General features: G+C 60.6%; 30 protein-coding genes. 8 read left to right on the top strand and 22 right to left on the bottom strand.

Going from position 1 to position 26,666, the window contains the following annotated elements; translation table 11 throughout:
* Positions 1-47 precede the first annotated feature (47 nt).
* The 5 genes from ttcA to RF819_RS20665 are packed head-to-tail and all read right to left on the bottom strand — an operon-like array spanning position 48 to position 3,378.
* The gene (gene ttcA, locus RF819_RS20685; protein ID WP_078367101.1) at positions 48-1,028 is read right to left on the bottom strand and encodes a tRNA 2-thiocytidine(32) synthetase TtcA; all 981 of its coding nucleotides are present in this window, start codon (positions 1,026-1,028) and stop codon (positions 48-50) included.
* 11 nt (positions 1,029-1,039) lie between these two features.
* Positions 1,040-1,414 carry a dihydroneopterin aldolase gene (locus RF819_RS20680; protein WP_078366679.1) on the bottom strand — a complete coding sequence of 125 codons (375 nt, stop codon included), beginning with the start codon at positions 1,412-1,414 and terminating at the stop codon, positions 1,040-1,042.
* Positions 1,415-1,430: 16 nt separating this feature from the next.
* Positions 1,431-1,829 carry a dihydroneopterin aldolase gene (locus tag RF819_RS20675; protein ID WP_078366678.1) on the bottom strand — a complete coding sequence of 133 codons (399 nt, stop codon included), beginning with the start codon at positions 1,827-1,829 and terminating at the stop codon, positions 1,431-1,433.
* Positions 1,826-2,611 carry an SDR family NAD(P)-dependent oxidoreductase gene (locus RF819_RS20670; RefSeq protein WP_200224232.1) on the bottom strand — a complete coding sequence of 262 codons (786 nt, stop codon included), beginning with the start codon at positions 2,609-2,611 and terminating at the stop codon, positions 1,826-1,828. Before RF819_RS20670 ends, RF819_RS20675 begins: the two co-directional genes overlap by 4 nt.
* Positions 2,611-3,378 (bottom strand): SDR family NAD(P)-dependent oxidoreductase, encoded by a 768-nt coding sequence (locus RF819_RS20665; protein ID WP_078366676.1) that lies wholly within the window; start codon positions 3,376-3,378, stop codon positions 2,611-2,613. Before RF819_RS20665 ends, RF819_RS20670 begins: the two co-directional genes overlap by 1 nt.
* 20 nt (positions 3,379-3,398) lie before the next feature.
* Here RF819_RS20665 and RF819_RS20660 point away from each other — a divergent pair, with 20 nt between their 5' ends.
* The 5 genes from RF819_RS20660 to RF819_RS20640 all read left to right on the top strand — a co-directional run bounded on the left by RF819_RS20660 (position 3,399) and on the right by RF819_RS20640 (position 6,845).
* Positions 3,399-4,541, top strand: a complete 1,143-nt coding sequence (locus tag RF819_RS20660) for a class I SAM-dependent methyltransferase (RefSeq protein WP_078367100.1) — start codon at positions 3,399-3,401, stop codon at positions 4,539-4,541.
* Positions 4,542-4,586: 45 nt separating this feature from the next.
* Complete coding sequence (locus RF819_RS20655) at positions 4,587-4,781, top strand: DUF2905 domain-containing protein (RefSeq protein WP_078366675.1); 195 nt, start codon at positions 4,587-4,589, stop codon at positions 4,779-4,781.
* Between the two features lie 60 nt (positions 4,782-4,841).
* A complete protein-coding gene (gene trxC, locus RF819_RS20650) occupies positions 4,842-5,282 on the top strand; it encodes a thioredoxin TrxC (RefSeq protein WP_078366674.1) in 441 nt (146 codons plus the stop codon).
* 146 nt (positions 5,283-5,428) lie between these two features.
* Entirely contained in the window at positions 5,429-5,806 is a 378-nt protein-coding gene (locus RF819_RS20645; protein ID WP_338109564.1) for a phosphomannose isomerase type II C-terminal cupin domain, read from the top strand.
* Between the two features lie 37 nt (positions 5,807-5,843).
* On the top strand, positions 5,844-6,845 hold the full coding sequence (locus RF819_RS20640; protein WP_078366673.1) for an ROK family protein: 1,002 nt from the start codon (positions 5,844-5,846) through the stop codon (positions 6,843-6,845).
* Here the strand turns inward: RF819_RS20640 and RF819_RS20635 are convergent.
* The 12 genes from RF819_RS20635 to flgB form a co-directional block, all read right to left on the bottom strand.
* Positions 6,787-8,088: an HDOD domain-containing protein gene (locus tag RF819_RS20635; protein ID WP_078366672.1), complete on the bottom strand. Its 1,302-nt coding sequence runs from the start codon at positions 8,086-8,088 to the stop codon at positions 6,787-6,789. The genes RF819_RS20640 and RF819_RS20635 overlap by 59 nt on opposite strands.
* Positions 8,089-8,091: 3 nt before the next feature.
* Complete coding sequence (gene flgL / locus RF819_RS20630; RefSeq protein WP_078366671.1) at positions 8,092-9,414, bottom strand: flagellar hook-associated protein FlgL; 1,323 nt, start codon at positions 9,412-9,414, stop codon at positions 8,092-8,094.
* A 23-nt stretch (positions 9,415-9,437) separates the two neighbouring features.
* Positions 9,438-11,354, bottom strand: coding sequence for a flagellar hook-associated protein FlgK (gene flgK, locus RF819_RS20625; protein WP_078366670.1), 1,917 nt, complete (start codon positions 11,352-11,354; stop codon positions 9,438-9,440).
* Positions 11,351-12,268, bottom strand: a complete 918-nt coding sequence (gene flgJ, locus RF819_RS20620) for a flagellar assembly peptidoglycan hydrolase FlgJ (protein WP_078366669.1) — start codon at positions 12,266-12,268, stop codon at positions 11,351-11,353. The genes flgK and flgJ overlap by 4 nt, the downstream gene beginning before the upstream one ends.
* Entirely contained in the window at positions 12,268-13,428 is a 1,161-nt protein-coding gene (locus RF819_RS20615) for a flagellar basal body P-ring protein FlgI (RefSeq protein ID WP_078366668.1), read from the bottom strand. Before RF819_RS20615 ends, flgJ begins: the two co-directional genes overlap by 1 nt.
* 33 nt (positions 13,429-13,461) lie before the next feature.
* Positions 13,462-14,106 carry a flagellar basal body L-ring protein FlgH gene (locus RF819_RS20610; protein WP_242472958.1) on the bottom strand — a complete coding sequence of 215 codons (645 nt, stop codon included), beginning with the start codon at positions 14,104-14,106 and terminating at the stop codon, positions 13,462-13,464.
* Between the two features lie 93 nt (positions 14,107-14,199).
* The gene (flgG, locus tag RF819_RS20605) at positions 14,200-14,982 is read right to left on the bottom strand and encodes a flagellar basal-body rod protein FlgG (protein ID WP_078366666.1); all 783 of its coding nucleotides are present in this window, start codon (positions 14,980-14,982) and stop codon (positions 14,200-14,202) included.
* Positions 14,983-15,003: 21 nt separating this feature from the next.
* Complete coding sequence (locus RF819_RS20600; protein ID WP_078366665.1) at positions 15,004-15,744, bottom strand: flagellar basal body rod protein FlgF; 741 nt, start codon at positions 15,742-15,744, stop codon at positions 15,004-15,006.
* Positions 15,745-15,782: 38 nt separating this feature from the next.
* The gene (flgE, locus tag RF819_RS20595; RefSeq protein WP_078366664.1) at positions 15,783-16,997 is read right to left on the bottom strand and encodes a flagellar hook protein FlgE; all 1,215 of its coding nucleotides are present in this window, start codon (positions 16,995-16,997) and stop codon (positions 15,783-15,785) included.
* Between the two features lie 29 nt (positions 16,998-17,026).
* Positions 17,027-17,680 carry a flagellar hook assembly protein FlgD gene (locus RF819_RS20590; RefSeq protein ID WP_078366663.1) on the bottom strand — a complete coding sequence of 218 codons (654 nt, stop codon included), beginning with the start codon at positions 17,678-17,680 and terminating at the stop codon, positions 17,027-17,029.
* Between the two features lie 18 nt (positions 17,681-17,698).
* Positions 17,699-18,103 (bottom strand): flagellar basal body rod protein FlgC, encoded by a 405-nt coding sequence (gene flgC / locus RF819_RS20585; RefSeq protein ID WP_078366662.1) that lies wholly within the window; start codon positions 18,101-18,103, stop codon positions 17,699-17,701.
* Positions 18,104-18,127: 24 nt separating this feature from the next.
* Positions 18,128-18,577 (bottom strand): flagellar basal body rod protein FlgB, encoded by a 450-nt coding sequence (gene flgB / locus RF819_RS20580; RefSeq protein ID WP_078366661.1) that lies wholly within the window; start codon positions 18,575-18,577, stop codon positions 18,128-18,130.
* A gap of 183 nt (positions 18,578-18,760) precedes the next feature.
* Here flgB and flgA point away from each other — a divergent pair, with 183 nt between their 5' ends.
* The 3 genes from flgA (at position 18,761) to RF819_RS21375 (ending at position 20,372) form a co-directional block, all read left to right on the top strand.
* Entirely contained in the window at positions 18,761-19,501 is a 741-nt protein-coding gene (flgA, locus tag RF819_RS20575; protein WP_078366660.1) for a flagellar basal body P-ring formation chaperone FlgA, read from the top strand.
* Positions 19,502-19,597: 96 nt separating this feature from the next.
* Positions 19,598-19,930 carry a flagellar biosynthesis anti-sigma factor FlgM gene (gene flgM, locus RF819_RS20570; RefSeq protein ID WP_078366659.1) on the top strand — a complete coding sequence of 111 codons (333 nt, stop codon included), beginning with the start codon at positions 19,598-19,600 and terminating at the stop codon, positions 19,928-19,930.
* Between the two features lie 46 nt (positions 19,931-19,976).
* On the top strand, positions 19,977-20,372 hold the full coding sequence (locus tag RF819_RS21375; RefSeq protein ID WP_078366658.1) for a hypothetical protein: 396 nt from the start codon (positions 19,977-19,979) through the stop codon (positions 20,370-20,372).
* Between the two features lie 115 nt (positions 20,373-20,487).
* Here the strand turns inward: RF819_RS21375 and RF819_RS20560 are convergent, their stop codons facing one another.
* From RF819_RS20560 to RF819_RS20540, 5 genes are read right to left on the bottom strand one after another with little or no spacing between them, the layout of a single operon-like run.
* On the bottom strand, positions 20,488-21,204 hold the full coding sequence (locus RF819_RS20560; protein ID WP_078366657.1) for an RNA polymerase sigma factor FliA: 717 nt from the start codon (positions 21,202-21,204) through the stop codon (positions 20,488-20,490).
* Positions 21,204-21,947 (bottom strand): hypothetical protein, encoded by a 744-nt coding sequence (locus RF819_RS20555; protein ID WP_078366656.1) that lies wholly within the window; start codon positions 21,945-21,947, stop codon positions 21,204-21,206. Before RF819_RS20555 ends, RF819_RS20560 begins: the two co-directional genes overlap by 1 nt.
* Positions 21,940-23,379, bottom strand: a complete 1,440-nt coding sequence (gene flhF / locus RF819_RS20550) for a flagellar biosynthesis GTPase FlhF (RefSeq protein ID WP_078366655.1) — start codon at positions 23,377-23,379, stop codon at positions 21,940-21,942. Before flhF ends, RF819_RS20555 begins: the two co-directional genes overlap by 8 nt.
* Complete coding sequence (gene flhA, locus RF819_RS20545; protein WP_078366654.1) at positions 23,376-25,463, bottom strand: flagellar biosynthesis protein FlhA; 2,088 nt, start codon at positions 25,461-25,463, stop codon at positions 23,376-23,378. Before flhA ends, flhF begins: the two co-directional genes overlap by 4 nt.
* The gene (locus tag RF819_RS20540; RefSeq protein WP_078366653.1) at positions 25,460-26,614 is read right to left on the bottom strand and encodes an EscU/YscU/HrcU family type III secretion system export apparatus switch protein; all 1,155 of its coding nucleotides are present in this window, start codon (positions 26,612-26,614) and stop codon (positions 25,460-25,462) included. The genes flhA and RF819_RS20540 overlap by 4 nt, the downstream gene beginning before the upstream one ends.
* Positions 26,615-26,666: the final 52 nt, after the last annotated feature.

Genomic DNA, 26,666 nt, shown 5'->3' with positions numbered 1-26,666 from the left:
AGAGCTGATAGCGCTTTGTACATAAGGGCTAGAGGCTGATTTGTTGCTTAACTCTTGGCGCTCACCAGAGAGATGCCCGGCAGCGTCGCCAACGGGATGTCCTCTTCGTCAAACACCTTGTCGCCATTGGCATCGGCGACACCGGTGACCTGGATGTTGTGGAAGTCGTGGCGTTTGCGGTCCATCAGGTGCGAGGGCACCACGTTTTGCAAGGCGGTGAACATGGTCTCGGTGCGGCCTGGCCACTGACGTTCCCACTGGTGCATCATGCGCTTGATTTCCTGACGCTGCAAATTTTCCTGACTACCACACAGACTGCAAGGGATGATCGGAAACTGGCGGTGTTCGGCCCAGGCGATCAGGTCTTTCTCCGCCACATTGGCGAGCGGGCGGATCACGATGTGGCCGCCGTCGTCACTGACCAATTTGGGCGGCATGCCCTTGAGTTTGCCGGCAAAAAACATGTTCAAAAAGAAGGTGTGCAACATGTCGTCGCGGTGGTGACCCAGCGCGATCTTGGTGATCTTGAGCTCGTCGGCCACGCGGTACAGGATGCCACGGCGCAGGCGGCTGCACAGGCTGCACATGGTTTTGCCCTCGGGCACCACCTTCTTGACGATGCTGTAGGTGTCCTGGGTCTCGATGTGGAACTCGATGCCGAGTTTGCTCAGGTACTCGGGCAGGATGTGGTCCGGAAAGCCGGGCTGTTTCTGGTCGAGGTTGACGGCGACGATGTCAAAGTGGATCGGTGCGCGTTTTTGCAGCTTGATCAGGATGTCGAGCAGGCCAAAGCTGTCTTTGCCGCCACTCACGCAGACCATGACGCGGTCACCTTCTTCGATCATGTTGAAGTCGATGATCGCCTGGCCGACCTGGCGGCACAGGCGTTTTTCAAGCTTGTTGGCTTCACGCGCTACACGCATGGCGACTTCGCGCTCACTTTTTTGAGGTGTTGGCTCGCTGGTGGCGGGCGCCGTGTCGTCGATCAAGGCGGTGTCGTCGTTGGCTTCGGTCCAGAGTTGTGTCATCGGTTTGTCCTTCACCATTGCCCGGTTTCCATACGAATGGCGACTTCGCAGTCGGCAAAGATCTCCAGCTTGGCGATCTTCACCCGTACACCTTGCACGTTGGGCAGTTGCATCAGGCGGTGTGCCAGCTTGCCAATCAGTGTCTCAAGCAGATTGACGTGCTGCGCGGTGCATTCGTCAATGATGATTTTGCGCACTTTGCGGTAGTCCAGCACGTGGGTGATGTCGTCGTCGCGGGGCATCAGCGGCTGCAGGCCCAGATTGAGTTCGGCATCCACCAGGATCGGTTGCGGGGCGGTTTTTTCGGTTTCCAGAATGCCCAGGCTGGCATCAAAGCGCAGCCCGGAGAGGGTCAGGGTTTGCAACCCTTGGGTGGTGGTGCTCATGGCGGGTTGTCGCTTATCAAAGAGAGGGTTTGGCGCGGAAAACTTCGACACCCACACCAGCGCAGTCCGGATACACATCGGGTTTGCAGCTGGACAGGCGCACCGCCAGCACCTGCGGGTGCGCCAGCAGGCGTGTGGCCAAGTCGTCGCACAGGGTTTCCTGCAGCTGGATGTGCCCGGCCTGCACCCGCTGGTGAATCACCTCGCGGACATAGTCGTAGTCCACCACCTCGTCCAACTGGTCGGTGGTCGGTGTGGAGCAGGCATAGGGCACAAATAACTCGACGTTGAAGATCACCCGCTGCTTGCGGCCTTTTTCAAAGGCATGGGCGCCGATGGTCATGTCCACAACATGGTCGCGCAAAAACAGCCTGCGGCAGCTCAGCGCCAAGGTGTTCGGGTCGAAGGAAGTCATGCGACGCCTTTCTGCAGGTCCTGCACCACAAACATCACGTCGCGTGGCAGCGGCAGCAGATGCTGGCCGTTGTCCACAGTGAGGGTGATACCGGTGACACAGGGGTTGGTGGCCAGAAACAGGCAGCTCGCTGCCACCTGTGCCGGGTCGATCGGGCGGCGCAGCAGGTTGATGCGGCTGGCCTGTTCAAAGTTGGCCTGGGTTTGCGGGCCACTGACAAACATCAGGCCGGGTGCCACACCACAGACGCGCAACTGCGGCGCCAGCGCCTGGGCCTGCAACGCCACCAGCCTCTCCAGCGCGAGCTTGGAGCTGGTGTAGGAGAAATAGTCGGGATTGAGGTTGAACACCTTCTGGTCCAGCACATGGATCACGCTGCGTTCACCGCTGGTGTCATCGGCCGGAATGCTTCGGGCCATGGCTGCCGTCAGCGCCATCGGCGCCAGCAGGTTGACCTCGAGTTGCTGGCGTGCGGCCTGGATGTTGAAGTCTTTTGCCGTGTCGGGCTCAAAGCTGGAGGCGTTGTTGACCAGGCAGTGCAGGGGCCCAGTGGTCGCCACGATGTGGTCCATCATCTGCTGGCGCTGGGTCTCATCGGCCAGCTCGGCCTGCACCGTGTTCAGCTGCTGTCCGTGTTCTGCCAGCTCAGCCCGCAGCGCTTCGGCGGCGGCACCCGAGTGCTGGTAGTGGCACCAGACCTGCCAGCCCGCCTGGGCGAAGCAGCGGCTCAGCACTGCACCCAGCCGCTGTGCCCCTCCGGTGATCAGGACGGTCTTGACCACTATGCCGCGCGGACCAGATGCTGGCCGCCATCCACCACCAGGGTGGTGCCGGTCATCGACTTGTTGTTCAGCGCAAAGGACACTGTGGCGGCCACATCGGCCGCCGTGGAGGAGTGGCCCAGCGGCGAGAGTTTGTTGAGGGTGTCAAAGTTTTCCGGGCGCAGCAGGTGGCTGGCCAGGGTCAGGCCCGGCGCCACACCGACCACGCGCATGCGTGGCGCCAGTTCAATCGCCAGCATGGTGTTGGCAGCTTCGAGTGCGGCCTTGGACAGGGTGTAACTCATGAAGTCCGGGCTCGGGTTCCACAGCTTCTGGTCCAGCAGGTTGACGATCACACCTCTGGCCTCGTCGCGTTGGGACTGCATGTGCTCAAACAGCGCGTGGCTGAGCAAAATGGCGGCCCCGGCATTGCTGCGCACATGTTTTTCGAGTGCGGCAAAGGTGAACGTGGCAGCGGTGTCATGCTCAAAGGTGGAGGCGCTGTTGACCAGCGCGTCGACATGGCCAAATTCCTCGATCACCGTGGGCAGCAGGTTGCGCACCGCGGTTTCACTCGCCAAATTGGCACGAAAAGAAGCGCAAGCCCCTGCCAGTCTTTTGCAGTCTGCTACGGTTTTTGCTGCTTCTTCGACCGAGTCGCGGTAGTGCACAGCGACCCGCCAGCCCTCTTTGGCCAAGGTCAGGGCGATCTCACGGCCCAGGCGCTTGGCCGCGCCGGTGATCAGAACCGTGCGTTGGCGGTTGGCTGGGGGCGAGGTGGAAGACATTCGGGGACAATCCGGTGGTGATGACAATAGCCCCAAGTTTAACGAACGCGCTCGCAGCGCACATCGCCCAAGGCCTCTCAGAGGCCGGTGGGTGGCTCCCTTTTGATGCCTTCATGAGCCAGGCGCTGTATGCGCCCGGCCTGGGCTACTACGCGCACGGCAGTGCCAAATTTGGCCCCTTGCCCTACACCGTGTCGGACGGCCAGCGCCAGGCGGGCAGCGATTTTGTGACCGCGCCCGAGATGACACCGCTGTTTGGCTGGACGCTGGCCAACCAGGTGGCGCAGGCGCTGCAGGTGACGGGCACGTCAGAGGTCTGGGAGTTTGGTGCTGGCTCCGGTGCTCTGGCGCTGCAAGTGCTGCAGGCCTTGAAAGAGAAGGGTGTGGTGCTATCAAAATATACTATCGTGGATATTTCCGGCAGCCTGCGCACGCGCCAACAAGCCAAGTTGGCTGAGTTCGCCGATGTGGTGTGCTGGGTCGATGCCTTGCCCGACACGATGCAAGGCGTGGTGCTGGGCAACGAGGTGCTCGATGCGATGCCGGTCAAACTGCTAGCCCGTGACCAAGGTGTCTGGAACGAGCGCGGCGTGGCACTTGGCGCGCCTTCGCCAGACGACACTCCGACCTTCGTCTGGCAAGACCGTCCCACCGACTTGCGGCCACCGCTGGACATCCCCGGCGGCCACGACTACCTGACCGAAATCCACCCCCAGGGTGAGTCCTTCATCCGCACCCTGGGCGACAAACTCAGCGCGGGCGCGGTGTTTTTGCTGGACTACGGTTTTCCCGAGGCAGAGTATTACCACCCGCAGCGCCACATGGGCACCCTGATGTGCCACCAGGCGCACCAGGCAGACAGCGACCCGTTGGTGGCAGTCGGGCACAAGGACATCACCGCCCACGTCAATTTCACCGGCATCGCGCTGGCGGGTAACAACGCCGGGCTGGACGTGCTGGGTTACTGCAACCAGGCGCGTTTTCTGATGAACTGCGGCCTGTTGACCTACCTGGAAGCCGCCGACCTGCCAACCCGGGTGATGGCGCAAAAACTGATCATGGAGCACGAAATGGGCGAGTTGTTCAAGGTGATCGGTTTTTACAAGGGGGAGCCCTGGCAGGCGATGGGTTTTGAGCATGGTGATAAGACCCACACGCTCTGACGCCATGCCGCGTCCTTTTCAGCGCACCTTGTCTGGAGCCCGGCCATGATCCGCTGGCTGATTGTGGTGCTGCTGGCGCTGATCGTGCTCAATGGTTTCACGCCGTGGTTGCAGAAGCTGGGCTTTGGCCGTTTGCCGGGCGACATCCGTTTCAAGATTTTTGGCAAAGAGATTTTTCTGCCTTTTGCCACCACGATCATCCTGAGTCTGGTCGCGGCCGGTATTTCCAGAGTGTTGTGAGCTGATCAAGGCTTGATTTCTCGGGTTTAGGCGACACATGAAGGGCAGAAAGGTGCTGCTATGACCGACTCCCTCCACATCGTTTGCCCCCATTGCCACACCACCAACCGGGTGGCGCGCAGCCAATTGGGCAGCGCGCCAGATTGCGGCAGTTGCCACAAACCGCTGTTTGAAGCGCACTCCACCGCGCTGGATGAGGCCAGTTTTGACAAACACATCAGCCGCAACCAGATCCCGGTGCTGGTCGACTTCTGGGCGCCGTGGTGCGGCCCGTGTCGCCAGATGGCGCCGGGTTTTGAGCAGGCGGCGAAACAGCTGGAGCCGCAGATCCGGGTGGCCAAGGTCGATACCGAGGCCAACCAAAGCTTGGCTGCACGCTTTCAGATCCGCAGCATTCCGACCTTGGCCCTGTTTGTGGGTGGGCGCGAGGTGGCGCGTCAAGCCGGGGCCATGGGGGTGGCTGACATCGTGCGCTGGACACAGGCCAATCTGCCGCGTTGAGCACAGGTCGTCCCCGAGCCCGTTGGGCTGGCGCCAGCAAGCTTTCGCTCTGGTGGATTGTTGCCCCAAGCCAAACTGCGGGTCGCTGAAATCAGTCTGTAATCGGCGCGTGTTGAAAGGGTTAGCATCAGGGCCTTCGCACCAAGATGGCCTGGAACATGACGCCCCTGAATCCACCTGACAACCCACGGACGCAACGTCCCTGGGGATGGTTTGAAACTGTGTCCGAAACGCCTGGTGTCAAGATCAAACGCATCGGTGTGTTTCCGGGTCAACAGATCAGCCTGCAAAAACACGCTCACCGTGCTGAGCATTGGGTGGTGGTGCAGGGCAGGGCACGGGTCACCCTCGATGAACGGGTGTTTGACCTGGGTGTGGGGCAGTCCTGCGACATCGCCTTGGGCCAGGTCCACCGTCTGGCCAACCTGAGCCCGGGTCCGGTGGAGATTGTTGAAGTCCAGTTGGGCGACTATCTGGATGAGGATGACATCATCCGTTTGAGCGATGATTACGGCCGCATCTGACCCTCTTTCCTTTTCCCTGTTTTTGAGAAGACACAGCATGAACACGCTTTCAGCCATCCCCACGATCGAGAGTTTTGCCCTGCCCACCGGCAGCCCGCCAGTGGCCTGCGTCGATATTGGGGGCACCAAGGTCGCCGTCCAGGTGGTGGATGATCAAGGTGTACGGGGCAAAGTGGCCGAGCCCACAGCCACCACCGGTGGCAATGACGCGCTGGCCTTGCAGATCATCCGCTTGGTGGGCCAAAGCTGTGCAGCGGCAGGTGTGCCGGTGCAGGCCATTGCCCGGGTCGGTGTGTCGTCTTGCGGCCCGTTTGTGCTGAACCAGGGGCTGGTGGAGCTGGCTGCTCCCAACATCTGTGGTGGCCAGGCCGGGCCAGCGCGTGGCCTGCCCAATGACTGGAAAACCGCTTTGCTGGAGGCCCCGCTGCGCGCGGCCTTTGGCCATGTGCGGGTTGAGAACGATGGCATTGGTGCGTTGGAGGCCGAGCGGCGCTGGGGCGCCTTGCAAGACCAGGGTGTGCCGATGGCCAACTGTGCTTATGTGACCTGGAGCACCGGCATTGGTACCGGCGTCTGTGTCGATGGCCATGTGCTGCGTGGCAAAAACGGCAACGCGGGTCATGCCGGGCACATTTTTGTCAGCGACAACAACACTGCCTTGTGTGGCTGCGGCAATGTGGGTGATGTCGAAGGCCTGATCGCCGGCAACGCCCTGGCGCGCCGTTTTGCTCCCGAGGGTTACGCCAATGCAGCTATTCTTTTTGAAGCAATCTATGCAGGTGATGAAAGGGCTATCGCCATTATTGATGATGTATGCCAGGTGATGGGCCGGATGCTCTACAGCATGATTGCCACACTCGACCTGGCGCGCATCAGCATTGGCGGCAGTGTCTACTGGCACCACCGCAACTACCTGCTGCCACGCCTGCGCGCAGCGGTGCAGGGCAAGCTGCCACCGCTGACCGAGGGCTGTGAGCTGGTCAGTGCAGGCTTGGGTGAGCGTGTGGGTGACTTTGGCGCGCTGGCCCTGGTGGCCTGACAAAGCCCCGGGGTGCGGCAGGGCTGGTGCACGGTGTACTGATGGTGCGCAACAGCGCGAGGTTGACGCTCTCGGCATCCAGCCCATGGCGCAGGCAGGCCGCCTGGGTGGCCTGGGCTTGACCACTTTCCAGCGTGATCGCCAGATCCAGATAGGGCCAGTACGGGCCACTGTGGTTCAGCAATGCGGCACTGACCCGTGGTGCCAAAGCCAGCGCTTGCAGGACCAGCTGCAGCGGCTCACCCATCAGCAGGTCCATCTGCGACAGCAGGCCACACAGGGCCAGTTCATCCTGCAGTTCACTGGCGGCGCCCGCGTCCAGCAGTTCGGTCATGAACCGGGCGCGCATCACGGTCAGCGTGGCAATCGGGTGCAGGTTGAGGTCTCTGGAGGCTTGGGGCAACTGCGCCTGCAGCCAGCTTTTGATGCGAACCAGACCCAGCATCATCAGGGCGTGGCGCAGGGCCGTGATCTCGCCTTTGAGCGCCAACCCTGCCGAATTGACGAAGCGCAACAGCCGATAAACCAGCAGAGGCTCTTGGCTCATGGCACAGGCCACGTCTTCGATCGCGGCATCGTCCTCGATCAACGCGAGCAAGCTTTGTAATGCGTGCCAAGCGGGTTGGGCGGATGTTTGGCGGTAAGCAAACATCACCTCTTCACAGGGCCAACCCATCAGGGCACTGGCACCTTGCTGGTCCAGGAAATAGTTCAACAAACTGGCGTTGGCCACGCCGTCGAGCAGTAGGTGACTGGCAAACGCGCCCGTTGAAGCCCTGGCGGGGGTGCCCGATGTGGACTGTGCTCGCAGCAAACGCAAGTTGTGTAACGCATCCTCTGCACTCAGGCTCAGCAGGGTTTGTGCAAAGCTGTGGGTGAGGTCGGGCCGGGGCTGTGTGCCAGGTTCACCGCGCCAGACCAGTTGCAAGCCCCGTTGTTGGGCACGCAACACCTGTTGTGTGATCGCCGGGTCTGCCAGCAGCCGTTCAGGAATTTCAACCTGGGCCAGGTCGAGGGGGGTATGCGCCAGCAAGTCCGACAGTAAACCAGCGTCGGTGCTTGACAGGGTGAGTTTGACGCAGGGCGCCGACCACTGCCGACGCAAAGCCGCCAACAGATGACGCGCGTTCACCGGGGCAGCGGTCAATGGCTCCAGGTACAGCCAGACCTGCTCCGGCTGGCGCTGCGCGTTCCACAAAAACTGGTAGGCCAGCGAGACATCGTTCATGAAGCCCGCCGCCATGGCTTAGCTGATGAAGTTGAACAGCGAGAGCTGCTGCACCTTGGCATAGGTTTGCAGCGCCGCCTGGTAGCCGGTTTGCTGGTTGTTGAAGTCCGATATGCCTTTGATCATGTCCAGGTCTTCGGCACGGGAACGGTCGGCTTCCAGCTGGATGCTGCGGTTTTCCTGGTTGGCGGTGATGCGGTCTGCGCGGTTGAGCAGATCGCCCGCCTGACCGCGTGCTGCCGAGATGCGCTCCATGCCGATGTCGATGTTGTTCAATGCCTGGCTCACGGCCTGCGCTGCCCCGTTGTTGTTGGGGGCTTCCCGGATGTTTTTGATGGCATCGTCGAGCACACTGAACACGCTGGGACTGGAGTCGACGGTGACGGTGTCGTTGACCTTGGGCGTGCCCTTGACCGTCAAGGACATGCCCGGGATGCCGGTGATGTCAAACGTGCTGCCAGTCGGAAAACTGACGGTGACGTTGGCAAACGGTGCCGGAGCGCCAAGCGGCGTCACCGACGGGGTTTCTGTGATGCTGTAGGTGGCGGTGGTGGTGCCGGGCACCGTGGTGGAGTCAACCGCCGTGAACGCAATCGCATAGCTGGGGTAGGGCGCGTTGTTGGGCGGCGCCACGGCCGCAGCGGCTGCAGCCGTGGACTTGACAGTGGCCGAATTGGTCACTTTGATGGCGCTGGTGGTCAGGGTTCTGTCTGCCGAGATCAAGCCATCTACCGAGTTGCTGACGTCCACGTTGAACACACGGTCACGCGTTGGGTCATGCATGAACGCGGCATCCCCATCGAGGGTGAAGGGGATGGCCACCTCGTTGCTGGCGGACTGGCCCGGCAAACCCTGGAAGTTGTAGTCTGGAGCGCCCGCCTGCGGCCCGACAAACGGCGCGAGCGCACTGGCCAGGGCGCCAAACAGCGGCAGCCCATTGGTGTCTTTGGTGTTGGCCAGCGAAAAGACCTGGTCACGCAAGCCTTGCAACTCCAGTGCGATGGACCGGCGCTCGGCGCTGCTGTGTACACCGTCCCCCGCATTCACGACCAGTTCACGAAAACGCTGCAGCACATCGGTCACCTCACCCAAAGTGCTTTCAGCCTGGGCAATGGCGTTGCGCTGGGATTCGAGCACCCGCTGGTCGGTGGCAATGCGGCTGATGCGGGTCATGGCCCGTTCGGCATTGGCCGCGGCGGTCGGGTCGTCGCTGGGACGTACCACACGTTTGCCCGAGGTCAGGTTTTCCTGCAGGTTGGCCAAGGCGCTTTGCCGGTGGGCAATGTTGCGAACGGCGCTGTCGTAGGTGTTGGCGGTGCCAATGCGGCTGAAGTTGCTCATGTCGTGCTCCGGATGGCGCTGGTTCAGCGGCTCATGGTCTGGATCAGGGTGTCAAAAATGCCCTGCGCAATTTGGATGACCTTGGCCGAGGCCTGGTAGGCCTGTTGGTACTGCAGCAGCTTGGAGGCCTCTTCATCCAGGTTGACACCCGAGACACCGGTGCGATCGGTTTCCAGATTAGCGGCGATGGTGCCAGAGACCTCAGCCGCGTAATTGGCACTTTGGCTGCGAATACCGATCTGCGCAATCATGCTGGCGTAACCGTCGGTCAAAGCGGCGCCGTCAAACATGGCTTTGTCGCGCAGTCCCATCATGGAAGACGCGTTGCCAGCGTTGAGTTTGAAGTCAATGCCGTTGTTGTTGGCCGTGTCCTTGATGCCCACCACGGTAAAGGTATCCCCTGCTTTTGGCACACCCTGCAGAACCACCGACCAATCGGCAGACGCAATGGCCTGTCCCGAGGTGAAGGTGAAGGTGCCTGCGACGTCGCTGCGGGTGTAACTATTGGCTCCCGTGAATGAGATCGTCACCGGCGCGGGGTGGGGCGGGGTTGGCGTGTTGGTTTTGGCCGTGAGGCTGGCGAGTTGCAGGCTGCCGGTGTTGGTTGTGCCCATCTTGCCCGCTATCGGGCTGGCGACAGCCAAGGCGCGTGGGGTGGAAAACTCGGCGCGGATGTCGCTTGCGGCGGTGCTGAACGGTTTGATCAGAAAGCGGTCACCCGCATTGGCGGCACCGGCGGCGGCAATGGTCAGGCCGTCAATGGTGATTGGGACGGCCGTGAATGCCGTCACCACACCATCGGACTTGCGTGTGATGCTGCCCGCAGCGGCCCCGGTAAAGGTGATTTCGTAGTCTGACGCTTCAAACTTGGTGACATCGGCAATGCCCAGCGTCAGGATTGTGCTGGCTGCCTGGGTGCTTGGCTTGAGGATGTTGCTCGGGGTATTGATGTTTGTTGCGGTAAAGAGCTTTCCCCCGGGATTGCCATCCAGATCCAGTCCCAGTGCGTGCTGCGTATTCATGCTGGTGCTGATGGCCAGGGTCAGCCGACCCAGAAGGTTGCGGCCTTCTGCCAGATCGGTGTTCTGGAACTTCAGCAAACCGGTCACTTCGCCGCCGCCGAGCGTGTTTTCGTCCAGCGTGGTGGTTGTTCCGGTGTGGGTGATGGCCAGCTTGCTTTTCAAAGGGTCGCCGAAATCGTCTTTGACGATGCTCAATGGCGCTACGCTGGTACCTAGCACCAGAGCCTGGCTGCCCCCGATAAAAATGCCCATGGTGCCGTCACTGGCGGGAATCGATGAGGTCTGGATGTACTTGTTGAGTTCCCGCACCAGTTGGTCGCGGCGATCCAGCAAGTCGTTGGGTTGCTGCCCGGTGCCCTGGGCGCGGGCAATCTGGTCATTGACCGCGGCGATGCTGTTGGCCAGGCTATTGACGGCGTTGACTTTTTGCTCCAGCTCCTGTTTGACCGCCAGCTGCAAGTCGTCCAGTGTGGTGGATGCACTGCGCATGCGTGATGCGGCCTCATCCACACGGGTCAGCGCCACGGTGCGTGCGGTCAAGTCGGTGGGGGCACTGGCCACATCGGCAAAGGCGTTGAGCATGTCGTTGACCGATGCCCCCAGGCCATTGGTGCCGCCGGGAAACAGGGCTTCGAGCTGTTTGAGCTTGTCCGCGCGGGCGCTGTCTCCTGAAGCGGTGGCGCCGGCCAAGGCCGATTGGCGGGTCAGGAACGCGCTGTAGTTGCGCTGGATGGTGACCACATCCACCCCTTTGCCGATGTACCCACCCCCAGTGAATTGGCCTTCCACGGTTTGCAACACCGCGTTCTGACGCGAATAACCCGGGGTGTTGACGTTGGCAATGTTGTTGCCCGTGGTTTGCAGGATGGTCTGGTTGGCCATCAGCGCGCGGGTGGCGACGTTGAGAATGCCACTCATGATGTTTGGGCCACAACCTGGGTGCGGGCTTGCAGACGCTGGGTGGTTTCAATGGCGCGACTGACCTTGACCGCATAGTTGGGGTCGGTCGCGTAGCCGGCTTTTTGCAGGCTGCTGGCAAAGGCATAGGCAGAACCGGTCTGCTGGCTGACCTTGGCGTAACGCGGTGACTGGGTGATCAGCCGGGCGTAATCCCTAAACGCCTCATCAGTGGAGGCATAGGCGCGGAACTTGGCCACACGTTTTTCGGGCACGCCGTTGACATACTCGGTGGTGGTGACCTCGGCCACCTTGCCCTTCCAGCCTGGACCAGCCTTGATGCCAAACAGGTTGTTGGCGGACTGGCCGTTGCGCAGCTTGATCTCGTGTTTACCCCAGCCGGTTTCGTGGCCAGCTTGTCCCACCATATAGCTGGCTGGGATGCCCGTTTCTTTCTCGATGCGGATCGCCGACTCGGTGTGGCGCGCCACAAAACCGCTTTGGCTGCTGGTGGGTTTGACCGCGTTGGCGCTGTATGCCGCCAGAGACGCCGATTTTTGCAGCGTGCTCATGGGCGGGGCGGTCAGTTTGCCGGCGTTGAGTGGACCGTCGGGCATGGCCACACCCATCTGGCGCGACAGTTGTGCGGCAATCATGTCGGACAGGCCACCAGGCTGGCCCGACATCTGTACCGCAAACTGCTGGTCGAGCAAGTCGGTGCCCAGATCACTGCCTGGGTTGTCCAGCATGCCGGACTTCATGGTGGCCCCACGCATGCTCTTGATCAGTTCTCGCATGAACAGCGACTCGAACTGTTTGGCGGTTTCCTTGATCGCTGCCGGGCTGTCCTGACCCGCCTGCAGTTTGAGTTTGCCCAGCGAGTTGGCGTCCGCCGCCAGCGCGTTGGACAACGAAGTGCTTTGACCGATGCTCATCAGATCACCTCCAGCTCGGCGTTGAGCGCACCTGCGGCCTTGATCGCCTGCAGAATGGCCAACAGGTCTTGCGGCGTGGCACCCAGGGAGTTGAGGGCACGCACCACGTCAGACAGCTGTGGTGCAGCAGGCAACTCGATCAGCATGCCCGGTTCCTGGCGAATCTGGATGTCGGCCTTGTTGGTGACGGCGGTCTGCCCTTGTGACAGCGCATTGGGCTGGCTCACCGTGGGGGTGTTGGAGATGCTGATCGACAAATTGCCGTGGGCGATGGCGCAGGCGCCCAGGCTCACCGCCTGGTTCATCACAATCGAGCCGGTGCGTGAATTGATCACCACCTTGGCCGAGGGCACCGAGTTCTCCAGTGGCAACTCCTCAAGTTCGGCCATGAAGGTGACACGTGCATCGGGCTCGGTGGGGGCATTGACCCGGATGGTGCGGCCGTCCAGGGCTTGGGCCGAACCCGCGCCAAAACGCCGGTTGATGGCCAGTGCCACACCGCGTGCGGTCTGAAAGTCGGACGCCTGCAAGCCCAGGGTGATGCCGTTGCTTTCCTGCAGCGGTGTTGGTACCACCCGTTCCACCTGTCCACCATTGGGAATGCGCCCGGCACTCAGGTGGTTCACCTGCACCTTGCTGCCACCTGCTGCGGCGCCCGCACCGGCCACCACCAGGCTGCCCTGGGCCAAGGCATAAATTTCGCCATCGGCCCCTTTGAGCGGGGTCGAGATCAACATGCCACCTTTGAGGGATTTGGAGTTGCCCATGGACGACACACTCACATCAATCATTTGTCCAGGCCGGGCAAAGGCGGGCAGTTCAGCGGTGACCAGCACCGCAGCGACATTTTTCATCTGCAACTGCGAGACATTGGCCGCTGGCAGCGTGATGCCGAGTTGCTGCAGGTAATTGGTGAGGCCTTGGGTGGTGTAGGGCATCTGGGTGGTTTGGTCACCGGTACCGTCCAAGCCCACCACCAGCCCAAAGCCGGTCAACTGGTTGCTGCGCACGCCCTCAACGGCGGCCACTTCCTTAATGCGGGCGGCGTCTGCCGTGTTCGGCAGGCTGGCGGCCAATAACAAGGCCAACCCGGCAAAAAGCCACACCCCGCGTGAGCGTGTGGCAAAAGTTGGCTGTGGTGTGTTGGCTGTAGCGTGCATTTGGATTACCCCTCGGCACGATTCTGCGCAACTTTAGAACGGCAAAAAGCTGAAAAAGAACCGGGTTAACCAGCCAACTGTTTGTGCTTCGGCCTGTGCACCGCGGCCTTTGGATTCCATGCGGGCGTTGGCCACCTGGGTGGAATTGACCAGATTGCCGGGCTGGATCAGACGTGGGTCCACCGTGCCAGAGAAACGCATCACGTCCACATTCTGGTTGACACCAATCTGCTTGTCTCCCGCCACCCGGAGGTGGCCGTTGGGCAGCACCTCGATCACGGTGGCCGAGATGGTGCCTTCAAAAGTGTTGGCACTTTCGGTGCCGCCTTTGCCCGAGAAGTCGTTGGCCGATTTGGTGCCAACACCGGCGCTCAGGTTGGCCAGGTCGGCGGGAGAAATCAGCGGGAACGCACTCACGCTGGCCGAACCCGAAGTGGTGCGGTTGGCAGTGGATGACGACACCTGTTTGGCCGTGACCTTCTCCACAATACGTACCGTGATCTGGTCCCCCACCACGCGGGCGCGTGCGTCCTCAAAGGCCGGGCGGTAGCTGGCCTTCTGGAACAGGCTGCCACTGGCTGGCCCGGCCACCGGCTCGGTGGAGGCGATCGGGCGGCTGGGCGTGGTGTCAGGAAACTCTACCGCCACCGTCTGGGGCAAGGAGGAGCACCCGCTCATGAATATGGATAAAAAGCAGGTTAAGCCCAATAGATGAAAGGGCTTATTGCTATAAAAATAGTTAGCACGTGTGCGCATGGTGAACCTCCGCGCTTAAATTTGACCCAGCTTTTGCAGCATCTGGTCCGAGGTCTGAATGGCCTTGGAGTTCATTTCATAGGCGCGCTGGGTCTGGATCATGGTCACCAGCTCCTGCACCACATTGACGTTGGAGGTTTCCAGAAAACCCTGCATCAGGGCGCCCATGCCATCCGCACCAGCGGTGCCCGCTTGCGGCTGACCCGAGGCCAGGCTCTCGGCATACAAGTTGCCTCCTAGTGGTGTCAGACCGGCCGGGTTGATGAAACGTGCCAGTGCAATCGTGCCAATACCTTGTGGCGCGGTCGTACCCGGGATGGTGGCAGACACGGTGCCGTCACCGGCGATGGTGACTGCTGTGGCGTTGGCCGGCACGGTGACCCCGTTGGCAATCGCCAGGCCGGTGGCGGTGACCAGGGCGCCAGCCGAGTTGATCTGGAAAGCCCCATCACGGGTGTAGCTGGTGGTGCCGTCGGGCATCGTCACCTGAAAAAAGCCGTCGCCCTGGATGGCTACATCGAGCTTGTTGTTGCTCTGCTGCAAGTTGCCCTGGGTGAAGGAGCGACTGGTGGCCACGGTGCGCACGCCCAGACCGATCTGCAGGCCGGTAGGCAGAGTGGACTGCTCGGTGCTGTTGGCCCCCACCTGGCGCAGGTTCTGGTACATCAGGTCCTCAAACACAGCGGTGGCGCGTTTGAAGCCGTTGGTGGACACGTTGGCCAAGTTGTTGGAAATCACGTCCAGCTGCATTTGCTGGGCTTCCATGCCGGTTTTGGAAATCCACAGAGAGTTGATCATGATGGTGTGTCCTGAAAAAAATCAGCCTTGCATGCCGAGCAACTGAGCCGCAGCGCGGTCGTCCTGCTCGGCGGTCTGCATCAGCCGGGTTTGGGCCTCGAATTGGCGGGCGGTCTGGATCATGCCAACCATGGTCTCAATCGCGTTGACGTTGGAGCCCTCGATCACCCCGAGTTGCAGGCGAGCGTTGGCGTCATTGGGCATCGGCTCACCCGAGGTGGTGCGAAACAGGCCGTCCTCACCCCGCTTGAGCGGATCTTCGGCGGTGGGGGTGGCGAGTTTGAGGCGGCCAATGCCGGTGGGCGCCTGCTTGCCCACCTTGGCGGTCACGGTGCCGTCGCTGCCGAGAGTCACTTCGGCGCCGATGGGGGCCACGATGGGTGCCCCGCCATCACTCAGGATGGTCAAGCCGGTGTTGGTTTTGAGAGTTCCCTCGGAGTCCACTTCCAGGGAGCCGTTGCGGGTGTAAGCCTCAGTGCCATCGAGTCCTTGCACCCCAAACCAGGAGTTGCCGGTGGTCATGGCGTCCATGCCGCGACCGGTGCGCTGGGGAGCGCCGGGCAGGTCCGAGAAGCCCGGTGTGGCTTCCAGCGCCATGACCCGGGTGGTGGAGCCCTCACCACGCACCGGTACGGCACGGTAGGTGGACAACTCGGCCCGAAAACCATTGGTGGAGACATTGGCCAGGTTGTTGGACAACACAGCCTGTCGATTGGCGGCGGCGCTGGCCCCGGTCATGGCGGTGTAAATCAGACGGTCCATGGTGTCTCCTGGTCAAAATCGCAAAAGTTTCAGGTGCTTCAACGCAGGTTGACCAGCGTCGACATGATCTGATCCTGTGTCTTGATGGTTTGGGCGTTGGCTTGGTAGGTGCGCTGTGCGGTCATCATGTTGACCAGCTCGGAAGTCAGGTCGACGTTGGATTCTTCCAGCGCGCCAGCACGCAAACCGCCAAAGCGCCCCGCACCCGGCTTGCCTTCCACCGCTGCACCAGAGGCATAGGTCGACGCCCAGGCGTTGTTGCCCAGTGGCTGCAGGCCCTGCACATTGCGGAAGTCGGTCAGGGCAATTTGCCCCTTGAACTGGGTTTGGCCGTTGGAGTAGCGTGTGGTGATGACGCCGGTTTCACCAATACTGATGCCAGTGAGCTCGCCTGGGGCGTAGCCGTCCTGCGTCAAGTTGGAGACGGAAAAGGCCGAGCCACCTTGGGATACCTTGCTGATGTCCAGTGTGGCTGTGATGCTTGGCGTGGTCGGTGACGGTGTCGCAATCGTCAGGGTCGGGGGGGTCAGGGGCGACACCAGTTTGCCATTGCCATCAAACTGCAATTGAAACAAGGGCGTGCCACCGGTGGCGACGTCATACACGTCCCAGTTGTCGGTGGTGGTGGTGGCTGCCTTCGAGAAATAGAGATTGAGCGGAACCGGTGTCCCCTGGGAGTCATACACCGGCAGTGCTGTGCCGTAGGTACCTCTCGGGGTGGGGGGGGTGACCGATGCGGCCTCTACCGCTCTGGCATCCAAATTGAATTCTGCGGTGATTTTGGTGGTCTGTTTGCCAGCGATGGGTGCGGTGGTCGGTAACTGCAGTTTTTCGGCCTTTGTGCTGGTGGTGTTGCCCGCGGTGTCTGTTGGGTAACCCATCAGGTTGGCGCCTGTGTTGGTGATGATGTAGCCATCTTTGTCGAGCTTGAAGGAGCCGTCGCGGGTGTAGGCGATCGAGTCGTCTGGTTGGGTTAGCTGGAAGAAACCACCGCCGTTGATCGCCACATCCAGACTGTTCCCGGTGGTGTTGATGTTGCCTTGCGTGAACTGCTGCGCAATGGCCGCCACAGCGACACCAATACCCGCTCCGGCGCTGCCGCCAGCGGCGCCCAGTGATGAGGCCACCAAGTCACCGAACTCGGTGCGCGAGGACTTCATGCCGGTGGTGTTGGCGTTGGCGATGTTGTTGCCGATCACGTCCAGGCTGCGGCTGGAGGCGTTGAGCCCTGAGAGTCCGGTTTGGAATGACATGGTGGGTTCCTTGTTAAATCAGTGGGTGATCACAAAATGGCTTTGATGCTGCTGTAGGGGACCGCGCTGCGGCCCGCCAGTTGCACATTCATGACGCCGTCTTCGCTGCTGACGGATTGCACCTTGGCTCGGACCATGGCGGTGTTGTCGATGGCTTTGCCACCCAGGGTGGCGGTGACCTTGAAGGTGGGGTTACCGCTGGCGCTGTATTTGGAGGCATCCCAGGAGAAGTTGTGCTGACCGGCCCCCAGCGCGCCCAGGTTGATGGTGTCGACCACGGTGCCGGCAGGCGACAGGATGTCGACCTTGACGCTCTCGGCACGTGCCGCCAGGCTCACCACACCGGCGGCTTTGCCTTCGCTGATGGACAGGGTGTTGCTCGCCAGCAGCACGTCGCGACCAACCATATTGGAGCCCTGCAGCATCTGCATGGCGGTGAACTGGTCCCCCATGTTCTTGAGCGTGTCGTTCACTTGCTGGATACCGGTCACCGTGTTGATTTGCGCCATCTGACTGGTCATCTGGGCGTTGTCCATCGGGTTCATCGGATCCTGGTTGTTGAGCTGTGCCACCAGCAGCTTGAGGAAACGGTCTTGCGCCACCTCCGAGCTGGATTTGTTGGTGGTGCTGGCGCCAACGGTCGATGAGCTGGTGCTGGTGGCAGAGGAGGTTCCGGTCAACATGAGGGTGTCCTTGAAAAATTATTGACCCATCTGCAGCGTTTTGAGCAGCAGGGTTTTGGCGGTGTTCATCACTTCAACGTTGTTCTGGTAAGAACGCGAGGCGGAGATCATGTTCACCATCTCCTCCACCGGGTTGACGTTGGAGTAGTTCACATAACCATCGGCATCGGCCGAGGGGTGATTCGGGTTGTGCACACGTTTGAACGGCTCGTTGCTCTCCGTGATCGAGCTGACCTTGACCCCGGCCGTGGCGTCACCACCCATGGGGGTGGTCTGAAACACCACCTGGCGGGCCTTGTAGCCCTGGCCGTCCGGCCCGGCGACAGCATCCACGTTGGCCAGGTTGCTGGCCACCACATTGAGGCGCTGCGACTGGGCGCTGACGGCGCTGCCGGAGACGTTGAAAATTGAAAACATCGACATGGTGTTGCTCCGCAGGTGTCAGGTCTATTGACCCTGAATGGCGGCCAAAATGGTTTTGGACTGGCCGTTGATAAAGCGCAGGGTGGACTCGTAACGCACCGAGTTGTCCACAAAGTTGGCCCGTTCGCGGTCCATGTCGACGCTGTTGCCGTCCACGCTGGGCTGGGTTTGTACGCCGTAGCCCATGGCGTTGTTGCCGCTCAGTTCACTGTTGACCACGGCGGGCAGCTGCAGGTGCCTGCTGTCGGTGATGCCTGTGCTACTTTTGAGACTCAAGCCCTTGCCAGCCTTGGAGAGTTCGCTATCACTTGTTTGGGTCTGTTGGCTCAGGGCTTCTTTGAAATTGAAATCACGCGAGGCATAGCCGGGGGTGTCTGCATTGGCCATGTTGCTGGCCAGAATGCGTTGGCGTTCGGCACGCAGCACCAAGGCTTTGGCATGAAAGTCCAAACCACTGGTTAATTTCGCGAACATCAAACACCTCTGCTTTCTGTGATTTGGGGCCGCTGCTTGTGAGGCGGGCGGATCACGGTCTGGCAGATTATGAAAACGCTGTCGCTTTTCTAAACCCCGAATAAAGGGGCAAACCCCGTTTACTTGTGCCGTCTATTCAAGGGTGTCACGATGACAATGACTGTCATTGTCTAGGGGTACGTCATGTTGAATCACTTCTTGCGATGGTCTCGCCGCCTGATGCTCGCCACCCTGTGGGCGGCGGCTTTTTCATGGCATGCCAGCCATGCCCAGACGGCCACGCCCGCGGCCCAGGGTGATGATCTGTATGTATCGGCGCAACGTTGGGTCAATGACATGCTGTCTCAACAACGCAGCGAGTTGCCGCTGCGCATGGAGGTGGTGGTGGGCCAGCTGGACCGCCGACTGACCTTGGCGCCCTGCGCCCATGTTGAACCCTATTTGCCGCCCAATGTCCGGCTGTGGGGCAAGACGCGTCTGGGTTTGCGCTGTGTTCAGGGGGCTGTCAAGTGGAATGTTTTTTTGCCGATCACGGTCAAGGCCATGGGCCCGGCCTGGGTGATCAAAGGCCAGGTGGCGCCCGGCACCACATTGCAGGCCTCTGATGCCATGGCGATGGAGGTAGATTGGGCCGAGGGCAACGCTGCCATTGTGGCCAACCAGAGTGCCTGGGTGGGCAAGGCCGCCACCCGACTGCTGTCCACCGGCCAGGCCCTGCGCCAGGACATGGTCAAGGCCCCGCAGGTCTTTCAAACCGGCGCCCAGGTGCGGGTGGTGGCCGTGGGTCCCGGTTTTAAGATTGCCGCCCGGGCGCAAGCCTTGTCTGCCGGGGTGCTTGGCCAGAATGCGATGGTCCGTATGGAGAATGGCCAGGTCATCACCGGGACGGTGTCTGACGAGCGCACTGTGAGGGTTGTGTTGTGAGTTTTGGGGCGATTTTGCAAATAGGTTTAAAGTTGCGGCTGTTTTTGCCGAAAGTGTTCCTACGAGGCTACTCTTACAGTAGTTTTGGAGACCACCATGACCACCATCAAGCCCACCGACAACCACGTTGCCATCAGCAGCACCGCTGCTTCTTTACCTGCCAAGAATGGTCAGGTGGCGGGTACGCAGGTGAAACCTGGCGCCAGTGCTCCCAAAAGCGCGCCAACAGCAGGTGTGGCGGTGACCGTGTCCAGTCTGGCCCGGTCTTTGGAAATGGACGGGTCCGGCGACGTGGCAGATGTCGACATGGCCAAGGTCAGCACCATCAAACAAGCCATTTCGGATGGCACCTATGTGGTCAACCCCGGCGTGATTGCCGACAAGTTGTTGTCCAACGCGCAGGACATGTTGAAACGCAGCAGCGTTTGATTCGGGGCAGTGACACTGCCCTGGCTTTTAGCTCAGGGGGTGCACCATGCCAAACCGCTTGATCCAGTCTCATCTGGACACCATTGACGCCCACCTCGACCAAGTCTCTCGTTGTTTGCTCGACCCGGATTCCGGCGATCTGGTCCATGCCAGTGCCAATTTGCAAGCCGCTGTTATTGAGTTGTCGCGTTTGCCGCAAATTTCTGCGCTGAATCAGGAGCTGCCGTCGCCGCTGAAGCTGCGTGTGCGCCAAACGATGGCGTCGTTTGATGCCTGTCGGGAGGCTTTGATGCGCCGCAGCTTTCTCGCCGAGATCTCGCTGGGCACTCTGATTCCAGCCACCCGCAATCCCACCTATGCGCCCGCAGCGGGCCGGTTCAGCCGCCAGCCCTATGGCAGTGCCGGACGTCAAAGTGGTGAGTTCCAGGTGATCAGCGCCTAATTCGTTCTGTTGTTGCTGCCTTGATGCACCCCTGGGTGCATCAAAGTGTTTGGCAAGGGTGTCCGGACGGGCCGGCTGCGAGCCTGATTGGCAGGTATGCCAATACCGCTGCAGCTCAGTGGGTGCGCATTTTGGCCCGCAGGCGGGCAATCGACTGGCTGTGTAACTGGCAGATGCGTGATTCGGTCACGTCCAGCACAGCTGCAATTTCTTTCAGGTTCATGTCTTGCTCGTAGTACATGCTCATGATGTACTGTTCACGTTCGGGCAGGTTCTTGATGGCGGCCACGAGGGCTTCGCGCAGGCGTTGGTTGCGCAGCATGTTCAGGGGGTCGGCCTCGGTGTCACCCATATGCCGATCCAGAAAACTGTCTTCATCATCTGAACCGTGGTTCATGTCTTCCAGATAGACCAGCTGGGTACCTTTGACCTTGCCCAGCAGGCTCTGGTAGTCACTCAGGCTCATGCCCAGATCGGCTGCGATTTCACTCTCTAGCGGGCTACGGCCCAGCCGGTGTTCCAGGCGGCGCAATGACTCCTCGATGTCTTTCTGGCTCTTGCGTGTGCCACGAGAGACCCAGTCGTTCTCGCGCAATTCGTCCAGCATGGCGCCGCGGATGCGTTGGGTGGCAAAGGTTTCAAACTGCACGCCCTGGGTGGCCTCGAACCGTGTCAGCGCTTCGGACAGACCAATCAAACCGACCTGGATCAGATCGTCCACCTGCACGTTGGCAGGCAGCTTGGCCATCATGTGGTGCGCCAGCTTGCGTACCAGGGGCTGGTACTGGCGAATCAGTGCATTGCGGTCCAGTTGTCCCTTGGCGGTGTACATCAATGCACCCTCCCCAGCGGCGCGTGGTTCAGCGGGATGGCACTTTCAAGCAGTTGCATGGCCAGCCGGGTGACATCGTCCTGCGAGCGGTCTGCGCGGGCGCTGGCGGTGATGGTCACCGGTTTGATGCGGTAGCCCAGGTGGTTCGAGGCACAGTTCATCACGGTTTGGACGGGTGAGGACAGTGGCTTGGGCATGGTGGTGTTGGCGTCGGCCACGATATTAGCAACAGTTGGTCGCAGTTGGCCATTCACCAACAGCTGTTTCAGGGCCTGGTAGGCGGTGATCGTGGCAGCCTGGGCCGGTGGAACGACCACCAGCGGCGCCAGGGCGCTGCCGCGCAGCAACAGAGTCAACGATTCAGCGTCGGCATACACCAGAACCACTGCGTAGGCTTTGAATAACTCCCCCACCGGGCTGGTCAGCAAACCATGCACCGACAAACGGGCCAAGCCCAATGCTGCAGGAATGACGGACCACGAGACCGGGTTGCCCTCATCCATCTGGCGATCCAGCGGGTTGTTGAGCCATTGCGCCAGCCCAGGGTTGTCCGGTGACTCTGGGGTGTGGCCGTCAAGCACCATCACTGACAAACCCTGGCTGACCCAACTGGTACACAGACCCCAAAGCAAAGGCAACTCACCTTGCTGCTGGCCATGGCTGGTGACCGCAATCAGTCGGGGCACCTGTTGCAAAGCCAGGCTTTGCAAGCCAGCGGCCTGATTGATGCAAGGTTCAAGCATGAAGTTGTCCCGGTTGCATCCGGGTGGACTCGGCAAAGAAGAAGCCCAGATCTGTCATCTTGGGGTCAAACGCCGATTTGGCCGGTGAGCGCATCGACATTGCAACAAGGTTGCTGGCATCTGCGCGTTCCCAGTCTTCGGGAACCTTTTGGCCGGTGGTGACGCCTCTGAGCACCAGCTGGTGGCGGATCGTGGCGTCCAGTGCCGGCCCAATCTTGGCCGCCTCATCTGTTTTGGACAGGATCGTTTGTTGCAGACCGGTTGTTTTGAAGGAATTGACCATGTCATCCAGGGTGTCCCCGTGGCCACCTGCATTGAGGACCAGCAGGCGATGGATTTCTGGCAGGTCCAGCGTGTCCATCATGTCGCGTTTGCGCGGATCATTGGGGGCAATGCCGGTGGTGTCGATCAACACCATCTTTTTGTTGGACAGCAGTCCCAGCAGGTCTTGCAAGGCTGCACGGTCGTGTGCCAGATGGGCCACCACCCCCAGCATACGGCCATAGGCGCGCAACTGTTCATGGGCACCGACCCGATAGGTGTCGAGTGTGATCAGACCAACGCTGGCCGGGCCGTACGTGCGAGCGCACAACCCGGCCAATTTTGCAGCAGTGGTGGTTTTTCCGACGCCGGTGGCGCCCACCAGTGCGTAGGTGCCCCCTTGTTCATGGATGGCACTGGAGGCTGCATCGGTGCGCAGATTGCGGGTCAGCACGTCCATGACCCAACGTGTGGCGTCGGCGGCATTCAGGTCTTCCGGCATACGTTCCATGATGGTTCTTGCCAGCGCGGGTGAATAGCCGGAGCGGATCAGCTTGAGCATCAGGTTGGAGTGGATCGGGTTCTGCCGTGCCTGGCCAAGCCAGGTCAGGGTGTTGAAGCGGTCCTCAATCAGCGTTTTCATGGCGTGTAATTCGTCCACAATGTCTTGCGACGGGGCGGCCGTAGGCGCTGCCAGGGGTGCACGTGGGGCTGCCTTTTTCACTTGTATCGGGGCTATGTCGGGTGTCACCGACACGTTGCGTGCAACTGGCGTGGGTGTGGGGCGGATCGCCGCACGCGCGGGTGGTTCTGACAGCTCTTGTTGCGCTGGTGTGGTTTGAACGGCCATAGCTTCGTGACGGCGGCGCAGCATGCGCTCACGCACATAGTCTTGAAACGACAGGGTGCTCATAGCCAACTGGGCGGTGTCCTCGATCACCTGGCTGTCCGGGTTGACGGCTGGCGCGGTTTTGGCTGGGGCCTGGCGCTGTTTTTGCCGGGCTTCCTCGTTGCGGTCCAGTGCTTCCAGCGTGTCCTCTCCCGTGGCCACCACTTCAACGCCCGAGGCGGTGGGGCGGTTGGACAGAATCAAAGTGCCGTCCCCAAAAGCCATGCGTGCTTTGGCGAGGGCTTCCCGGGCGGTGGGGGCAGTAAAGCGTTGGATGTTCATGATGCTGCGCCTTTAAGGATGGGGCCAATTCGGATGGTGTGTGATTCAGGTATTTCGCTGTGACCCAACACCTGCAAGCGCGGTGCGACACGACGCACCAGTCGGGCGATGGCGCTGCGGATCTGGTCCGGCACCAGCAGGCAGGCAGGAATACCAATCTCTTCTTGTTTGAGGGCCATTTCAGCGGCTTTTTTGGTCAGGATGTCAGCGACACCCGGGTCCAGTGCCTGGCCTTGACCCGTGGTGTTGCCCAAGGCTTGAACCAGCAGGCGCTCCAGCGATGGGTCGATGGCAATCACGTTGAGCTCATGGGTTGGGCCGTAAATCTGCTGCACGATGGCGGGCGACAGGGCCACGCGCACCCGTTTGGCAAGCTCTGCCGGGTCGTTGGTCGCGCCAGCATGCTCGGCCAAAGACTCGATGATGGTGCGAATGTCCCGAATGTGCACGGACTCTTCCAGCAACAGCTGCAACACTTTCTGGAAGACGGCAATCGGAACCATTTTGGGGATGACTTCTTCAATCAGTTTGGGTGCCTGCTTGGCCACGTGTTCTACCAGTTGTTGGGTTTCTGTTCGGCTGAGCAATTTCGCCGCTTGAACTTGCATCAAGTGTGACAAATGCGTGGCCATCACAGTCTCGGAATCAACCACGGTAAATCCAGCCATTTGTGCCGCTTCTTTTTGCTGGGCATCGATCCAGTGTGCGGGCAGGCCAAATGCGGGGTCGGTGGTGGGGGTGCCGATCAACGGGGTGCTGATGCCACCCGGGTTGATGGCCAGAAACATGCCAGGAAAGGCTTCACCTTCACCCACAATCACGCCACGCAGGGTGATGCGGTAACCACTGGGTTTGAGTTCCAGGTTGTCACGCACATGGACCGGTGGCGGCAAAAAGCCAACCTCCTGGGCGAATTTGCGGCGTACACCTTTGATACGGGTTAACAAATCACCTTGGCGGTTTTTGTCCACCAAGGTGATCAGCCGGTAACCGAGCTCTAGCCCCAGTTGGTCGACCGGCTGCAAATCGTCCCAGCTGGCTTCGCCATCCGCTGCTGCGACGGGTGCCGCAGCGACCTCTTCAACGGGTGCGGGCTTGTGCGCCAGCGCCCAGGCGCCATAACCCAGCAACAAGGCGATGCCGATAAACACCACATGTGGCATGCCCGGGATGATCCCCAGAATGCCCATGATGGTGGCGGTGATGCCCAGCACCCGTGGCGAGATGAACATCTGGTTGACAATCTGCCCGCTCAGATCGCGCTCCTTGCCGACACGTGACACCACCATGGCAGCGGCTACCGAGATCAGCAAGCCTGGAATCTGGGCCACCAGCGCATCACCCACCGCCAGCAGAATGTAGGCGTCGGCGGCTTGCGAGGCGCTCAGGCCATGTTGCAGCACACCAACCGTGAAGCCGCCAAAAATGTTGATCAGCAAGATCAGGATGCCCGCCACCGCATCACCACGCACAAATTTCGAGGCACCGTCCATCGAGCCGAAGAAGTCCGCTTCTTCAGACACTTCGGCGCGGCGGCGTTTGGCCTCCTTCTCATCGATCAGGCCAGCGTTCAGGTCAGCATCCACCGCCATCTGTTTGCCAGGCATGGCATCCAGTGCGAAGCGAGCAGAAACCTCTGCGATCCGCTCTGCACCTTTGGTAACCACTATGAAGTTGATAACAACGAGGATGGAGAACACAATCAGACCGACAGCAAAATTGCCGCCAATCAAAAAGTGGCCAAAGGCCTCAATCACCGCACCGGCTGCTCCCGGTCCGGTATGGCCTTCCAGCAGCACCACGCGGGTAGACGCCACGTTGAGGGACAGCCGCATCAAGGTGGTGAGCAGCAACACCGCCGGAAAGGCGGCAAAGTCCAGTGGCTTGAGCATGTAGGCTGCGACCATCATCACCATCAGCGCCACAGCGATGTTGAAGGTGAAGAAGGTGTCCAGAATCCAGGGCGGCAGTGGCAGCACCATCATCGACAAAATGGCCACCACCAGCATGGGGGCTGCCGCTCCCTGCATCAGCGCGGAGTTGTTGCCAAACCAGGTCTTGACGGTGTTGAGGCTTGTATTCATGGTGTTTCAGCCGCAATCACTTTGGACAGAGGGTCCAGTTCCGGTGGCACAAAGGGCACGGGCACCTCGCCTGGTAGGGGGCCGTCGCCGCGCATGGCGGCTTTGAGCCGGTAGATGTAGGCCAGCACCTGGGCGACAGCGGTGTACAGGCTGGTAGGGATGTCCTGGTCGATCTCTGCATTGGCATACAAAGCGCGCGCCAGCATGGGGGATTGCAGCACGGGGATCGCGTTTTCCTTGGCCAGGTCACGGATCTTGAAGGCCAGCAGGTCCGCACCTTTGGAAATGACTCTCGGGGCCGGCATGGTTTTGTCGTCGTATTGGATCGCCACAGCGTAGTGGGTTGGGTTCATCAGCACAAAATCGGCTTTGGGCACTTTGGAGATGCTGTTGCCATTGGCGATGTCGCGCTGGCGCTGGCGCATGCGGCCCTTCATTTGGGGGTTGCCGTCAGACTCTTTGCTTTCCTGTTTCATTTCCTGGTGAGACATCTTCATGCGCGATTTGTGCAGGAAAGACTGCAGTGGCACATCCACCATCGCAACCACCAGCACCACCAACAGCATCAGGCCCATGCCCGTGGTGATCCAGTCGGCTAGGTAACTCAAGGATTTGGCTGAGGGCTGTAGCACGAGTGCGCCCAGGGTGTCGAGGCCACCCTTGAGGTAGTTGAAGCCCACTAGAAGCAACATCAAGGCGATGAATGTCATCTTGCCCACTTCGGTGGCCTTGTCTTTGGTGAACAAACGGCCAAAACCCGAGAGTGGGTTGAGTCGACTGAAGTCTGGTGTGATGGGTTTCAGGCTGGTCACCCAGCCACCCGTCGCAACGGTGCCGAGGATCGCGATGGCACTGACGATGGCGGCAAACACGGCACTGGCCACCAGCCCCACAGCTGTCATGGCGCCCAGCCGGTTCACCATGATCATCGGGTCTTTGAGGGTTTGTGCATCAAACAGCAGTTGCAGCCCCATGTGGGTCTTGAGCTGCCCAAACATGGTTGGTGCCAAGGCCATCAGTGTCACTGCGCCGCCACCCAATACCGCCAGGTGCGCCAAATCGCGTGAACGTGCTACTTGGCCGTCGTCACGCGCTTTTTGAAGCTTGCGTTCGGATGCGGGTAAGTTGCGATCTTGACTGCTGGATTCCATGTTGGGAAGACACCTCGTGTTCTTCCCATTGTCTTTTTGCGCTTCTGGAACT

The sequence above is a fragment of the Rhodoferax fermentans genome, assembly GCF_002017865.1.
In the GTDB taxonomy this organism is placed as follows: Bacteria; Pseudomonadota; Gammaproteobacteria; order Burkholderiales; family Burkholderiaceae_C; genus Rhodoferax; species Rhodoferax fermentans.
Note: the sequence above shows the minus strand (reverse complement) of the source record. Positions and strands in the feature narration are given on the sequence as shown.

Excerpts from the sequence above, each read along its gene's own strand:
- ttcA (WP_078367101.1), bottom strand. The coding sequence starts at position 1,028 with ATGACACAACTCTGGACCGAAGCCAACGACGACACCGCCTTGATCGAC.
- RF819_RS20680 (WP_078366679.1), bottom strand. The coding sequence starts at position 1,414 with ATGAGCACCACCACCCAAGGGTTGCAAACCCTGACCCTCTCCGGGCTG.
- RF819_RS20675 (WP_078366678.1), bottom strand. The coding sequence starts at position 1,829 with ATGACTTCCTTCGACCCGAACACCTTGGCGCTGAGCTGCCGCAGGCTG.
- RF819_RS20665 (WP_078366676.1), bottom strand. The coding sequence starts at position 3,378 with ATGTCTTCCACCTCGCCCCCAGCCAACCGCCAACGCACGGTTCTGATC.
- RF819_RS20660 (WP_078367100.1), top strand. The coding sequence starts at position 3,399 with ATGACAATAGCCCCAAGTTTAACGAACGCGCTCGCAGCGCACATCGCC.
- RF819_RS20655 (WP_078366675.1), top strand. The coding sequence starts at position 4,587 with ATGATCCGCTGGCTGATTGTGGTGCTGCTGGCGCTGATCGTGCTCAAT.
- trxC (WP_078366674.1), top strand. The coding sequence starts at position 4,842 with ATGACCGACTCCCTCCACATCGTTTGCCCCCATTGCCACACCACCAAC.
- RF819_RS20645 (WP_338109564.1), top strand. The coding sequence starts at position 5,429 with ATGGCCTGGAACATGACGCCCCTGAATCCACCTGACAACCCACGGACG.
- RF819_RS20640 (WP_078366673.1), top strand. The coding sequence starts at position 5,844 with ATGAACACGCTTTCAGCCATCCCCACGATCGAGAGTTTTGCCCTGCCC.
- RF819_RS20635 (WP_078366672.1), bottom strand. The coding sequence starts at position 8,088 with ATGGCGGCGGGCTTCATGAACGATGTCTCGCTGGCCTACCAGTTTTTG.
- flgL (WP_078366671.1), bottom strand. The coding sequence starts at position 9,414 with ATGAGCAACTTCAGCCGCATTGGCACCGCCAACACCTACGACAGCGCC.
- flgK (WP_078366670.1), bottom strand. The coding sequence starts at position 11,354 with ATGAGTGGCATTCTCAACGTCGCCACCCGCGCGCTGATGGCCAACCAG.
- flgJ (WP_078366669.1), bottom strand. The coding sequence starts at position 12,268 with ATGAGCATCGGTCAAAGCACTTCGTTGTCCAACGCGCTGGCGGCGGAC.
- RF819_RS20615 (WP_078366668.1), bottom strand. The coding sequence starts at position 13,428 with ATGCACGCTACAGCCAACACACCACAGCCAACTTTTGCCACACGCTCA.
- RF819_RS20610 (WP_242472958.1), bottom strand. The coding sequence starts at position 14,106 with ATGAGCGGGTGCTCCTCCTTGCCCCAGACGGTGGCGGTAGAGTTTCCT.
- flgG (WP_078366666.1), bottom strand. The coding sequence starts at position 14,982 with ATGATCAACTCTCTGTGGATTTCCAAAACCGGCATGGAAGCCCAGCAA.
- RF819_RS20600 (WP_078366665.1), bottom strand. The coding sequence starts at position 15,744 with ATGGACCGTCTGATTTACACCGCCATGACCGGGGCCAGCGCCGCCGCC.
- flgE (WP_078366664.1), bottom strand. The coding sequence starts at position 16,997 with ATGTCATTCCAAACCGGACTCTCAGGGCTCAACGCCTCCAGCCGCAGC.
- RF819_RS20590 (WP_078366663.1), bottom strand. The coding sequence starts at position 17,680 with ATGTTGACCGGAACCTCCTCTGCCACCAGCACCAGCTCATCGACCGTT.
- flgC (WP_078366662.1), bottom strand. The coding sequence starts at position 18,103 with ATGTCGATGTTTTCAATTTTCAACGTCTCCGGCAGCGCCGTCAGCGCC.
- flgB (WP_078366661.1), bottom strand. The coding sequence starts at position 18,577 with ATGTTCGCGAAATTAACCAGTGGTTTGGACTTTCATGCCAAAGCCTTG.
- flgA (WP_078366660.1), top strand. The coding sequence starts at position 18,761 with ATGTTGAATCACTTCTTGCGATGGTCTCGCCGCCTGATGCTCGCCACC.
- flgM (WP_078366659.1), top strand. The coding sequence starts at position 19,598 with ATGACCACCATCAAGCCCACCGACAACCACGTTGCCATCAGCAGCACC.
- RF819_RS21375 (WP_078366658.1), top strand. The coding sequence starts at position 19,977 with ATGCCAAACCGCTTGATCCAGTCTCATCTGGACACCATTGACGCCCAC.
- RF819_RS20560 (WP_078366657.1), bottom strand. The coding sequence starts at position 21,204 with ATGTACACCGCCAAGGGACAACTGGACCGCAATGCACTGATTCGCCAG.
- RF819_RS20555 (WP_078366656.1), bottom strand. The coding sequence starts at position 21,947 with ATGCTTGAACCTTGCATCAATCAGGCCGCTGGCTTGCAAAGCCTGGCT.
- flhF (WP_078366655.1), bottom strand. The coding sequence starts at position 23,379 with ATGAACATCCAACGCTTTACTGCCCCCACCGCCCGGGAAGCCCTCGCC.
- flhA (WP_078366654.1), bottom strand. The coding sequence starts at position 25,463 with ATGAATACAAGCCTCAACACCGTCAAGACCTGGTTTGGCAACAACTCC.
- RF819_RS20540 (WP_078366653.1), bottom strand. The coding sequence starts at position 26,614 with ATGGAATCCAGCAGTCAAGATCGCAACTTACCCGCATCCGAACGCAAG.